This window comes from Brevibacterium luteolum (genome assembly GCF_025147615.1).
GTDB classification, from domain to species: Bacteria; Actinomycetota; Actinomycetes; order Actinomycetales; family Brevibacteriaceae; genus Brevibacterium; species Brevibacterium luteolum.
Window position 1 is genome coordinate 18,506 of sequence record NZ_JALXPM010000020.1, and the last position, 12,242, is coordinate 30,747.

Annotated in this window: 9 protein-coding genes; 3 read left to right on the plus strand and 6 right to left on the minus strand. The window is 67.1% G+C overall.

Annotated elements, in window-relative coordinates:
• Positions 1 to 70: 70 nt before the first annotated feature.
• The gene (locus M3C25_RS06695) at positions 71 to 1,552 is read right to left on the minus strand and encodes an NAD(P)H-hydrate dehydratase (RefSeq protein ID WP_259855425.1); all 1,482 of its coding nucleotides are present in this window, start codon (positions 1,550 to 1,552) and stop codon (positions 71 to 73) included.
• On the minus strand, positions 1,549 to 2,856 hold the full coding sequence (locus tag M3C25_RS06700) for a M20 metallopeptidase family protein (protein WP_259855426.1): 1,308 nt from the start codon (positions 2,854 to 2,856) through the stop codon (positions 1,549 to 1,551). Before M3C25_RS06700 ends, M3C25_RS06695 begins: the two co-directional genes overlap by 4 nt.
• A gap of 123 nt (positions 2,857 to 2,979) precedes the next feature.
• Between M3C25_RS06700 and M3C25_RS06705 the strand changes: the two genes are divergently transcribed.
• Positions 2,980 to 4,884: an HNH endonuclease signature motif containing protein gene (locus M3C25_RS06705; RefSeq protein ID WP_259855427.1), complete on the plus strand. Its 1,905-nt coding sequence runs from the start codon at positions 2,980 to 2,982 to the stop codon at positions 4,882 to 4,884.
• A gap of 18 nt (positions 4,885 to 4,902) precedes the next feature.
• Here the strand turns inward: M3C25_RS06705 and M3C25_RS06710 are convergent, their stop codons facing one another.
• The 4 genes from M3C25_RS06710 to M3C25_RS06725 form a co-directional block, all read right to left on the minus strand.
• Entirely contained in the window at positions 4,903 to 5,415 is a 513-nt protein-coding gene (locus M3C25_RS06710) for a holo-ACP synthase (protein ID WP_170274607.1), read from the minus strand.
• Positions 5,416 to 5,430: 15 nt separating this feature from the next.
• Complete coding sequence (gene glmS / locus M3C25_RS06715) at positions 5,431 to 7,302, minus strand: glutamine--fructose-6-phosphate transaminase (isomerizing) (RefSeq protein WP_170274608.1); 1,872 nt, start codon at positions 7,300 to 7,302, stop codon at positions 5,431 to 5,433.
• 116 nt (positions 7,303 to 7,418) lie between these two features.
• A complete protein-coding gene (locus M3C25_RS06720; RefSeq protein ID WP_311200511.1) occupies positions 7,419 to 8,786 on the minus strand; it encodes a flavin monoamine oxidase family protein in 1,368 nt (455 codons plus the stop codon).
• A 67-nt stretch (positions 8,787 to 8,853) separates the two neighbouring features.
• Positions 8,854 to 9,450 carry a TetR/AcrR family transcriptional regulator gene (locus tag M3C25_RS06725; protein ID WP_165883470.1) on the minus strand — a complete coding sequence of 199 codons (597 nt, stop codon included), beginning with the start codon at positions 9,448 to 9,450 and terminating at the stop codon, positions 8,854 to 8,856.
• A 177-nt stretch (positions 9,451 to 9,627) separates the two neighbouring features.
• On the opposite strand from M3C25_RS06725, the gene M3C25_RS06730 reads away from it, so the two are divergent.
• Positions 9,628 to 10,965 carry an APC family permease gene (locus tag M3C25_RS06730; protein ID WP_259855428.1) on the plus strand — a complete coding sequence of 446 codons (1,338 nt, stop codon included), beginning with the start codon at positions 9,628 to 9,630 and terminating at the stop codon, positions 10,963 to 10,965.
• A gap of 141 nt (positions 10,966 to 11,106) precedes the next feature.
• Complete coding sequence (gene coaA, locus M3C25_RS06735; RefSeq protein WP_259845041.1) at positions 11,107 to 12,210, plus strand: type I pantothenate kinase; 1,104 nt, start codon at positions 11,107 to 11,109, stop codon at positions 12,208 to 12,210.
• The last annotated feature ends 32 nt before the right edge of the window (positions 12,211 to 12,242 follow it).

Consider the following 12,242-nt stretch of genomic DNA (forward strand, 5'->3'; position numbering starts at 1 on the left):
GTCGGTGGGTGGTGCTGCCGGGTGGTGCGGCTGGGTGCACGTGGCTGTCGTGGTGCTGCCGGCGCGTGTCTCAGGCCTGGTCGAGCACGGCGAGGACGTCGGCTTCGAGGGTGGTCGGCAGGTGCGAGGCGTGAGTTGCGTGCGCGCCTGCGCGTGCGTGCATGAGCACTGCCAGCCCGGCCAGGTCGGCCAGATCGATGTCGGACCCGCCGGTGGTGGCCAGCAGGGCTCCCAGGATACCGGTGAGCACGTCGCCGGTGCCCGCGGTGGCCAGCGTGGCGGGCCCGGGTTCCGGTGCGACGACGGTGCCATCGGGCCGGGCGATGATCGTCCGGTTGCCCTTGAGCAGCACGATCGCTTCGAGCACTTGGGCGGCGCGCACGGCGTGGGTGACCGGTTCGGCTTCGACTTCGCAGCGGTTGGGCGCGCCGGTGCCGAGGCGGGCGAGCAGCTCGGAGAGCTCGCCGGCGTGCGGGGTGAGGATGCAGCTGGTCTCTAGCGGCCGGGTGAGCAGCGACAGGCCGCCGGCGTCGATGACGAGCGGGAGGTGCTGGGATTCGGCGGCGGTGATCGCGTGCTGCATCGTCAGCCGGTCCGGGGCACCGGGTCCGATCGCCCAGGCTTGGACGCGACCGGCGTCGGTGACGACCTCCGGGTAGGTCTGCAGGACGGTCTCGGTCACCTCGGCCGGGGCGAGGAGCCGGAGCATGCCCACACCGGTGGCGACCGCCGCCGAGGCGGTGAGCACGCCGGCACCCGGGAAGCGGGCGGAGCCGGCGACGAGGCCGAGGACGCCGCGGGAGTACTTGTGGTCGCCTGCTTGCGGGCGCGGCCAGAGGGTCGCGAGGGCGGCATCGTCGGGGACGTGGACGGCCGGGACATGGGGCGACATGTCGAGGCCGATGTCGACCATTGTCACCTCGCCGGCGGCATCGGCACCGCCGGGCAGCAGGAGGCCGGCTTTGTCAGCACCGAAGGTGACGGTGTGGGTGGCGCGGATGTGGGTGGGCCCGCAGGCCCCGGTCGAGGCGTCGACGCCGGTGGGCACGTCGACGGCGACGACGAGCTGGTCGGTGGCGGGCTGGCCGGAGGTGGCGCTTCCCTGCCAGTCGCGAATGAGAGAAGCGAGGTCCTCGGGCAGACCGGGCTTGGCACCGGTGCCGAGCACTCCGTCGATGACGAGGGCGGCGCCGCGCAGCATGCCGGCGATCTCTGCGGGGTTCTCCGAGCCGAAGGCCTCGGCCTGCCCACCGGATGAGGTGAAAACGGCGGCACCAGCCTCATGCATCTTTCCGAAGACGTCGACGGCGGTGACGTGGGCGCCGCGGTCTGCGAGGTTCGCGCCGGCGTAGAGGGCGTCTCCACCGTTGTTGCCGGCGCCGACGAGCATGACGACGCGGCTGCCGGAGATCTGACTGTGCTCACTCAACAGGCGGCGGCACACGGAGGCGAGGCCGGCCGCCGCGGTGCGCATGAGCGCCTCCCCGCGGCCTGCGGCCAGCAGCGGTGCCTCGGCTTCGCGGACGGCGGCAGCGGTGTACCCGAGTCTCATGACAGCTTCCCTTCGGTCTCAGCCTCCTCCACCTCGGGAGCGGTGGCCCCAGCATCACCGGCAGTTGCAGCGGCACCCGGCCAGGCGGGTGCCGCGGCGGCATGCTGGTCGAGTCTGCCGGCGGCGAGCGCTGCGAGGAAGCGGGCGTGGTCGGCGAGTCCCTCATCGGTGTGGCGGGCGCGCGGTGAGTGGTTCGAATCCTGTTCCTCGGCCACTGTGCCCGGAAGTGCTGCGCCGAGGTGGCCGTAGGTGCCCGGCACCTGCTGGAGGATGCGCGAGAAGTCCTCGGAGCCCGGTTTCGGCACCGTCACAAGGTGCGTGCGGCTCGGGCCGAACACCTCGGCGGCGGTGTCGAGATAGAACGCGGTCTCGGTCTCATCGTTGATGACCGGCGGCAGCACCGACCGGTAGTCGACGTCTGCGTCCAGGCCGTGGGCGGACACGAGGGTGGACACGAGGTTCGGCAGCTCAGCTTCGGTGCGGGCGGTGGTGGCCTGGGAGAAGCAGCGGATCCCGACGGTGAGCTCGGCGGTGTCGGGGATGACATTGGGTGCGGTGCCGGCATGGAACTGGCCGACGGTGATGATGACCGGGTCGAAGGCATCGAAGCGGCGGGTCGCATACTCCTGCAACTGGCCCACCAGCATCGCGCCGGCCTGGATCGGGTCGCGGCCGGTGTGCGGGCGGGAGGCGTGTCCGCCCTTGCCGCGCACGGTGATGTTCATGATCGAGAACGCCGACATGTACGAGCCCGGCCGGCAGTACAGGTTGCCGAGCGGCTGATCAGCCGACACGTGCACACCGAAGGCGGCGATGACCGGCACTCCGGCGGCGTCGAGGACCCCTTCGCGCAGCATGTGACCGGCACCGTCGTAGCCCTCCTCGCCGGGCTGGAACATGAAGATGACGTCGCCTGCCAGCTCGTCGCGGACATCGTGGAGCAGCCGCAGCGCTCCGTACAGACCGGTGGTGTGCAGGTCGTGGCCGCAGGCGTGCATCGCGCCGTTGGTGGAGGCGAAATCGAAGCCGGTCGCCTCAGTCACCGGGAGGGCGTCCATGTCCCCGCGCAGCAGCACCGCCACGGGGTGCTCCGGGTCGCGCTTGCCGCCGCGCAGCACGACGGTCAGCGAGGTCAGCGACTGCCCATAGGTGACCTCGACGTCGAGGCCGTCGAGCCCGGCTGCGACCCGGGCCTGGGTCTTGGGCAGGTCGAGGCCGAGTTCGGGTTCGCGATGCAGATCGCGGCGCAGGCGCTGGAGTTCGGGCAGGAGGGCAGCCGCTGCGGCGGCGCTGATGATTGACATACTCCCAGCCTAACCCCGCCGCACCCGCGATCCGGAAGCGATGTCAGTGGGTCCCGATAGCCTGAAACCACGACGAAATCAGCAGCCGCTGATCGGCTGCACCCTCACAAGGAGGTGAGAGGAATGGACCCCGATGACGACCCGCAGCTGGCCGTCGAGGTGCCGGCGAGCCCGGTGTCGCTGCTGGCTGATCATGTGGCCGCCTACAACCGGCAGCTGGGCCGCTATGAGGCGGTGCAGATGTACGGGCTGGCGCAGCTGGCCTTCGCGGTGCTCAACATCGACGACCGGCTCGCGACCCTGCCGCTGCAGCATCGGCCGGCCGATCCACCGGATACAGGCGGGCCACCCGGCCCCGAGGCGGTGGCATGCGCGCCTGCATTCGATCCCGCGCGCATGGTCGGGTTCGTACCCGCGATGCCCGGGGTGACGGCGCCCGAGGCGGTGCTGCCCTCCCCTGCGGACGTCGCCGCAGGCCTGCGGCAGGTGCGCTTCAGCGGCTCGCTCATGTCGTGGTTCTGCGCCAATGACCGAGCTGAGAACGCGATACGCGTCGTGGTCTCGACGATGCACGACTGCTCGCTGCAGAAGGCCTACACCCTGGTCTCGCGGGCGCTTGTATCGTTCGTCGGCCTACCGCGGCTGACCGCGCTCGTGCTGCGTGGACAGGTGCCCTTCGAGCGGCTGGACTACACCGCCCGCAAGAGCAGCGACCTCACGCTCGCGCAGCTGGAGGAGATGGACGCGTCTATCTCTGCGATCCCGGCACACCGGCCGATGCGCGAGGTGCGCCGGCATGTCGACATGGAGCTGGCGACGATCGAGCCCGAGGACGAGGCCGTTGAGCAGATCCACGAGCAGCGGGCGGTGCTCTTCGAAGCGCTGCCCGATGGCAGTGCGACGCTGACCCTGCGCGGGCCGCTGGCTCCGCTGACGGCGCTGTACAAGCGCACGCTCGCCTGTGCCCGCGGGGTCGTGCGCCAGCAGCTCGACGCCTTCGGCCTCGACCGCGGTGACACGGCAGGCAACGATGCGGAGCTGCAGCTGGTGGAGGATCGCACGATCCCGCAGACGATGTTCGACATGCTCACCGGGATGGCTCCAGCTACCCAGCTGCGCGTCGAACACGGCGACGGCGGAACGCAGCTTTTGGAGGTGTCGTGTCCCACGAGTGCCGAATGGTTGCGCCGACAGGCCACCGTCAACGTCACCGTGCCGGTGATGACACTGCTCGGCCGTGCCGAGCTGCCCGGTTCGCTGGAGGGCCAGCATCCGATTCCAGCCGTGACGGCCCGGCAGTTCGCTGCCGAGTCCTCGACGCTGTACCGGTTGCTGACCGACCCGCTCACCGGTGAGGTCCTCGATGAGCCCGCGCAGAAGTACGCGGTGCCGCGGGCGGTGCGCACGACGGTGCAGGCGGCCTGGTCGTGGTGCACGGCACCGGGCTGCAGCCGCCGGGCCTCGACGTCGGAGACCGATCACATCGAGTCGTTCAACCACCGTGACCCGTCTGCTGGCGGGCTGACGCAGGTGGGGAACATGCAGCCGCTGTGCAAGACCCATCACGACCTCAAGACGCGCGGGCATCTGCGCGTGGTCAAGGGCGATGATGGTGTGCTGCGGTGGACGATGATGTTCGGGCTCACCGGTGAGGCGCGCAAGCCGCGCAATCCGGTCGAGCAGCGACAGGCGCGGATCATCGGTGAGGCACTGCCGGAGCCGATGCGCACCCTGCTGCACGATGACGCCACACCCGGTTCGCACTGGGCGACAAGCCCACCGGCCGAAGCCGAGCGGGCAGCCAACGCAAAGACTGCTACCGCGCCGGCAGAGCCTGATGCGGTGTATCTCGATACGGCCACTGAGCTGGCCCAGTATTACCTGGGCCTGGCACGGGCGGACGAGCTCAGCGATGCCGCCAGGCGCGAAGCACTGCGGGAGGAAACGCAGGAAGAAGGACCGCAGGAGGACGGGTCCTCAGAGGAGGGAACCAGCGGAACGCCGTCAGACGACGCTCCCCCGTTCTGACCAGCAGGCTCAGTCGGCTTAGCGCTGGCGCTTCTCTTCGGCTAGCCGTTCTTTTTCGGCTCGTCGCTGCTTCCGCCGCTCTTCCAACGCGGCGAGTGCCTCCGGGCTGCCCGGCAGCAGCGGAGGCGGCTGGTCGACCGGCGGTGACAGCGGCGCACCGGAGCCTTCGACGATGACATAGGTCATCGTCACCCGGGCATCATGGGTGATCGACAGGTGGATGTTCTCTCCGCCGATCTTCCGGAAGTGCTCGAGCACCGGCCCGGAGAGCCGGAACGACGGCGCACCCGAAGGCGCGGAGACGACTTCGGCGTGCTGCCATTCGATGATGCCCGGATACTGCATCGCCTTGACGAGTGCTTCCTTCGCGGAGAACCGTGCGGCCAGCGACTCCGGTGTGCGCAGCTTGCCGTTGCGTTTGAGCTGCTCGGCAGGGGTCAGCAGCCGGTCGAGCAGCTCGGGCACCCGCTCGATGTGCTCAGCGAACCGCGGCACATCGGCGATGTCGAGGCCGATTCCGATGATCCCCATAGCTGCCTGCCTGTCTTACTCGACGGTGACGGACTTGGCGAGGTTGCGCGGCTGGTCGACGTCCAGGCCCTTCATCGTCGCCAGTTCCATGGCGAAGAACTGCAGCGGGATCGTCGTCAGCAGCGGTGCGAGCAGCGTCGGGGTCTGCGGGACGTAGAACACCTCGGAGGCGTACTCCTGCACAGCCTCGTCACCCTCTTCGGCGATGACGATCGTGTTCGCTCCGCGGGCACGGACCTCCTGGATGTTGGAGATGACCTTCGCGTGCAGGGAGTCACGGCCTTCCTTGCTCGGCACGATGATGAACACGAGCTGCCCGTCCTCGATGAGGGCGATCGGCCCGTGCTTGAGCTCGCCGGCAGCGAAGCCCTCAGCGTGGATGTAGGCGAGCTCCTTGAGCTTGAGCGCACCTTCGAGCGCAACCGGATAGCCAACGTGCCGACCGAGGAACAGCACCGACTGGGTGTCCTGCACACTGCGGGCAAGCTGCTCGACCTGCCCCTTGAGCTGAAGGACCTTTTCGATCTTCTCCGGGATCTGCTGCAGCTCATCGAGGATGACGCGCACCTCATCGGTGAACTTGTTCCCACGTAGCTGCGCCAGGTACAGGCCCAGCAGGTAGCAGGCGACGATCTGAGACAGGAACGCCTTCGTCGAGGCGACCGCCACCTCGGGTCCGGCATGGGTGTAGAGCGCCGCATCGGATTCGCGCGGGATCGTCGAGCCGTAGGTGTTGCAGATCGCGACGACCTTTGCACCCTGCTGGCGGGCGTGGCGCACCGCCATGATCGTGTCCATCGTCTCGCCGGACTGCGATACGGCGACAACAAGGGTCTTCTCGTTGACGACCGGGTCACGGTAGCGGAACTCGTGGGCGAGTTCGACCTCGACGGGGATGCGGCACCAGTGCTCGATCGTGTACTTGGCGACCTGGCCGGCGTAGGCGGCGGTGCCGCAGGCGATGACGATCATCTTGTCGATTGACTTGAGGATCGTCTCATCGACGTGGATCTCATCAAGGGTCAGCTTGCCGTCGGCATCCATCCGGCCGAGCAGGGTGTCGGCCACGGCCTGCGGCTGGTCGTGGATCTCCTTGTCCATGAAGGAGGCGAAGCCGCCCTTCTCGGCAGCGGCGGTGTCCCAGTCGACGTTGAAGCTCGTACCCTCGACAGGGTTGCCCTCGGCGTCGATGATGGCGACGGAGTCCGGGGTGATGGTGACGATCTCGTCCTGGCCGATCTCAACAGCCTTGCGGGTGTGGTCGATGAAGGCTGCGACGTCGGAGCCGAGGAAGTTCTCGCCCTCGCCGAGCCCGATGACCAGCGGCGAGTTGCGGCGGGCAGCCACGACAGTGCCCGGCTTGTCGGCGTGCACGGCCAGCAGCGTGAACGCTCCTTCGAGCTCGCCGGCGGTCAGGCGCATCGCCTCGGTCAGGTCCTTGGTCGTGGCGTAGTTCTTCGCCAGCTGGTGGCCGGCGACCTCGGTGTCGGTCTCGGAGAGGAACTCGACGCCATCGGCCTGCAGCTCGGCCTTGAGGGAGGCGAAGTTCTCGATGATGCCGTTGTGGATGACCGCCAGCTGGCCGCCGTCGGCAAGGTGCGGGTGCGCGTTGTCGTCGGTCGGCCCGCCGTGTGTGGCCCACCGGGTGTGGCCGATGCCGGTCATCGCCGCCGGCAGCGGGTGGGCTTCGAGCTCCTCGGTCAACGCCGAGAGCTTGCCGGCCTTCTTCGCACTGGCGACCTGGCCCTCATCGGTGACGAGCGCGACGCCGGCTGAGTCGTAGCCGCGGTATTCGAGCCGCTTGAGGCCGCCGAGCACGACGTCAAGGGCGCTGTGGCCCGCTGCTTCGGGGGTTGACGATGAAACGTATCCAACAATTCCGCACATAGATTTCAGTCTAAACCCGCCAGCGCCCAGCACCTGCACGTTCGCGCCCGCCCGGCGCGTGACGTCTGCGACTCTGCGCCGGCTGGTCGATCCCGCTCCCGAGGCGGTGATTGCGCTCAGCTGAGTGCGTCGCTGACCTCGTTGGCTGCCCGCCGGCCGCTGCGGACTGCCCCGTCCATGTAGCCGTTCCATTGGGTTGCGGTTTCCGCTCCGGCCCAATGCACAGGGCCGACGGGCCGGCGCAGCTCCTCACCGACGTGCGTCCACAGCCCCGCTCCGAGCCGGCCGCCGTAGCAACCGCGCGTGAACGGCTCAGCACTCCAGTCACGCTGCAGCACTTCGAGCGGCTTGCGCGCATTTTCACCGAAGAAGTCGGCTAAGCACTCAAGCACTCGCGCGGTGCGCTCATCCTCCGGAACACCGGCGAAGGCCTTCGCGTGGTGACCCTCGACGAAGGCTACGAGGATCCCGGACTCCTCGCCGGGAATGCAGTTGTCGTAGACGAGCGCTACATCGTGATCAAGGCTGAGCACCGTGCCCCGCAGACCTGCATCGCGCCAGAACGGCCTGGCATACCGGAGCTGGAACTTGATGACGTTTCCGCCGGGCATCTGGGAGGTGAGAACGTCGCGGTTCGGCGGCATCGGCGGGTCGTACCGCAGCCGACCTGCCAACGTCGGCGGCAAAGTCACGACAGCCCGGCGAGCGCGCACATCATTCGTGGTGGTGTGCACTGTGACGCCGTCGTCGCCGTATGTCAGTCCTGTGACCTCGGTGCTGAGATGCACACGTTTCCCCAGCCGGCTCGCCAGACGCTCGGAGATCTGGTGAGTGCCGCCTGACACGCGCGCCTCCTGCGCCCCGCCGATCGTCGCCATCAAGCGATGCAGCCCACCGCCAGCGGCAAGGTAGAAGAGACAGTGCAACGCGGAATACTCTTCGGATTCGGCTGCGAAGATCGTTGCGAGAAGCACGTCGAGCACGTTTCGAACTTCAGGCGTTGGGACGTTCTCCGTCAGCCATTGCTGTGTTGTCATGCGATCCAGCTCCATGGCTCTGTCCGACAGCCATGGTCGCTCGATGTCGATACCAGCACAGGTGCGGTCAATCATGTCCACGGTGGACTGGAACTCAGCGGCCAGTTCGTCGGTCAGTCCGATCGCGTCGTCGTCGCTAAAGTAGATCTGTCCGCCGATCGCCAGGAGCGTCTTGCCTTCGTCGTAGACCGTGAACGTCTCCAAACCGAGGTCGTCGATCAGCTCCAGCACGGCGTCCTGAGTCGGCCCGACCCATTGCCCGCCGAGCTCGATCGAGAGCCCGCCTGAGAATGTTCCGTTCTCGTTTCGGCCGGCGACCCGGTCTCGGGCCTCGAGCACAATGACGTCGTATCCAGCCTCCACGAGCTGTGTCGCAGCGGTGAGGCCGGAAAGCCCAGCGCCAACGACCACCACGTCGTGGTCCGGCGCGACGTTCTGCGTCTTCATCATCTCTGTCTCCGATCTTTGAGATGCCCAATGTATATGCCCTGAGCGAAAGTCCTGGGGAGGTGTCTCAGCTGCACAGGTCTTCGGGAGAGAGACCCAGGCTCTCTCCAATTGCCTTTGCCAGTTGACGTCGCAGAGCCTCGCGGTCGCGGTACTGGACGAGACCATGCGCGTTGAGGCCATCCGCCACCGCAATGATGTGCCACGCGGTGGCGTCCGGATCTCTGCATTCAACGTCACCGGCATCGACGGCGGCTTCGATCAGCTGTTGGATGAATGCTTGCCACGCGTCCATATGCGCACGTACTTCTGCGGCGATGGGCAATACCCGCAGGCCGTAACTCCACGCGTCGAGCCAGAGTGCTGAGGCCCCTTCGCGGCCCGCTCTCGTGAGCAGCTCGGTCAGCAGTCGCAGCCGGTTGCGCGTGCTCGTCTCTGTCTCCACCACCTCGCGGAAATCTTCCAGCTCGGCAGTCAGCACGCGACCGACGGTTTCGGCTCGCAGAACGTCCATCGAATCCACGTAGTGGGCGATAAGCCCCGGCACCACACCCATCCGCTGCGCCAGCGAGCGCACCGTGACCGCAGCAAGACCGTCAGACACCGCAATGGCATCTGCAGCCTCGCGCATCTCGGCGCGACGCTGCTCAGCAGACTTGCGCACTCTCGGGCCCGCCATCTCTTGACACCGTCCTGTCCGTTGCCTAGGTTGTGACACACGCCATATTGGTCACCTGACCAATATGACTGCTCCCGCTTGACGCGTCAACCCGGCAACCACTGCTCACACCGACGTCGAAGCTGGTGCAACGCAGCACCGCACTCGAGAGGAACCCTCCGCATGACACCTGAGAGCACCACCATCCACAGTCCGACGCTGCGCCGCTCGCTCGGCATTCCGACTCTTGTCATGTTCGGCCTTTCGTACATGGTGCCGATGACTGTCTTCACCACATACGGCATCGTCAACGAGATCACTCAGGGTCATCTGTCACTGGCCTATGCGGTGACCTTGAGCGCCATGGTCTTCACCGCGGTCAGCTATGCCGTGCTCAGTCGCGAAGTGCCCGCCGCTGGCGCCGCCTATGACTATGCGCGCGCTGGTTTCGGCGGCCATATCGGCTTCATGACCGGCTGGGTCATCATGGTCGACTACATTCTCCTGCCGATGCTCAACTACCTGCTCATCGGCCTCTATCTCCACGAACAGTTCCCCGCCGCACCCGCCTGGATGTTCTCAATGGCTGCCCTCCTGCTCGTCCTCGTCCTCAACATCGTCGGCATCAACGCCGTCAAGCATGCCAATGTTGTGCTCGTGTCGCTGCAGGTTCTCTTCTTCATCATCTTCGCTGTCATGGCGCTGCGGTCATTCGACCCGAGCATCAGCCTTCTCGATCCGTTCATCGGCGGGGATATCGACGCTTCCCTCATCATGGCGGGAGCAGCGATCCTATGCCTGTCATTCCTCGGGTTCGACGCAGTCTCGACGATGTCGGAGGAGGCCAAGGAGCCACGGCGGACAGTACCCGTCGCCGTCATCCTCACGACCTTGGCAGGCGGAGGGATCTTCATCGTCATCTCCTGGCTGGCACACGTGGCCCATCCGAACGTCGTCACCGGAGAGAACGCCGACACCGCAGCCCTCGCCATGCTCATGCACATCGGCGGAAACCTGCTCGTCGCGCTCTTCCTAGCCGCGTATGTCACTGGCGCCCTCGGCTCAGCCCTCGCCTCGCAGGCAAGCGTCTCACGGATCCTCTACAGCATGGGGCGCGACGGCGTGCTGCCGCGTCGCATCTTCGGTGTCCTGAGCGAGCGGTTCCGTACTCCAGTCGGAGCGATTCTCGTCGTCGCGGTCATTTCAGTCTCGGCCGTCTTCGCCAGCGTCGATTTCGTCGCCTCCATCGTGAGCTTCGGCGCGCTCACTGCCTTCACCGTCGTCAACCTGGCCGTCGTCTCGATCTTCCTCGTGCAGAAACGTCACCGAGGAGCGCCGTCGATTCTTCTCTACGGTCTCGTGCCGGTCGTCGGTTTCGGCCTGACGTTGTGGCTGTGGACGAGCCTTTCAGGTTCAACGCTGTTCTTCGGCTTGCTATGGGTCGCGCTTGGCGTCGGATACCTGGCCGTCCTCACCCGCGGGTTCCGCGAACCGCCCCCATCCCTCAACCTGCGGGAGTAACCGCTTCAGCCAGGCCGTCGGTCCCCGTTGCCGAGTCGATAACCTGTGCCTGTGCTCGTATCGGCAGATCTGCCAGCCTCGCACCCGTCCACCCGAGGAACCGCGCCACAGCTTCTGAGCTGCTCGTGCAACAATGTCGGCATGACCCCAGGCACCCACGCCCCTGACGATGATGGCAGCACCCGGTTCGACAACTTCTCGACCCCAGCCAGCCCTGCCGGATCGTCCCTCGACGCCGAACGCGAACTCGCCGGCCTGACGTCGGCGCGCGCCGGTGAGGCTGAGAGCGTCGCCACCCCGTACTGGGAATTCGACCGCGCCTCCTGGTCGCTGCTGGCCGAGAACTCCGAACTGCCGCTGTCTGCCGCCGATGTCAACCGGCTGCGCGGCCTCGGCGACACCATCGACCTGGCCGAGGTCGAGACGATCTACCTGCCGCTCTCACGCCTGCTCAACCTCTACGTCGCCGCCCGCGGCCAAAAGCACCAGCTCACCCGCGAGTTCCTCGCCCCGCTGCGCAACACCGGCAAGGATCCCGCGCCCAAACGCACCCCATTCGTGATCGGCGTCGCCGGCTCGGTCGCCGTCGGCAAGTCGACGACTGCGCGCGTGCTGCGTGAGCTTCTCGCCCGCTGGCCCTCGACCCCGCGCGTCGAGCTCATCACCACCGACGGATTCCTCTTCCCCAACGCCGAACTCGAACGCCGCGGACTCTCCGGCCGCAAAGGCTTCCCCGAGTCCTACGACCGGCGCGCCCTGCTGCGGTTCCTCTCAGCGGTCAAGTCAGGCGCTCCCGAAGTGCGGGCCCCGATCTACTCGCACCACACCTACGACATCGTCCCCGGAGCACAGGTCACCGTCCGCTCCCCCGACGTGCTCATCGTCGAAGGACTCAACGTCCTGCAGCCCCCGCGCCCGCGCTTCGATGGCCGGGTCGGCATGTCCGTCAGCGACTACTTCGACTTCTCCGTCTTCGTCGACGCCAACACCGCAGATGTGCGCGACTGGTACATCCGCCGGTTCATGAAGCTCAAAGCCGGTGCCTTCCGCGACCCCGACTCCTACTTCCACCGCTACTCCACGCTCGGTGACGAGGAGGCTCGCTCACTGGCCGGCGAGATCTGGGATTCGATCAACGCCCCGAACCTCGCCGAGAACGTGCTGCCCTCCCGCGGCCGGGCCGACCTCGTCATGCGCAAGGCCCGCGACCACTCGATCCGCCGCATCCGGATGCGCAAGCTCTGAGCTGAGCAGCCCCGCCGGGAACACGTGAGCGC

Coding starts and splice junctions, on each gene's coding strand:
- M3C25_RS06695 (WP_259855425.1), bottom strand. CDS start 1,552: ATGAGACTCGGGTACACCGCTGCCGCCGTCCGCGAAGCCGAGGCACCG.
- M3C25_RS06700 (WP_259855426.1), bottom strand. CDS start 2,856: ATGTCAATCATCAGCGCCGCCGCAGCGGCTGCCCTCCTGCCCGAACTC.
- M3C25_RS06705 (WP_259855427.1), top strand. CDS start 2,980: ATGGACCCCGATGACGACCCGCAGCTGGCCGTCGAGGTGCCGGCGAGC.
- M3C25_RS06710 (WP_170274607.1), bottom strand. CDS start 5,415: ATGGGGATCATCGGAATCGGCCTCGACATCGCCGATGTGCCGCGGTTC.
- glmS (WP_170274608.1), bottom strand. CDS start 7,302: ATGTGCGGAATTGTTGGATACGTTTCATCGTCAACCCCCGAAGCAGCG.
- M3C25_RS06720 (WP_311200511.1), bottom strand. CDS start 8,786: ATGAAGACGCAGAACGTCGCGCCGGACCACGACGTGGTGGTCGTTGGC.
- M3C25_RS06730 (WP_259855428.1), top strand. CDS start 9,628: ATGACACCTGAGAGCACCACCATCCACAGTCCGACGCTGCGCCGCTCG.
- coaA (WP_259845041.1), top strand. CDS start 11,107: ATGACCCCAGGCACCCACGCCCCTGACGATGATGGCAGCACCCGGTTC.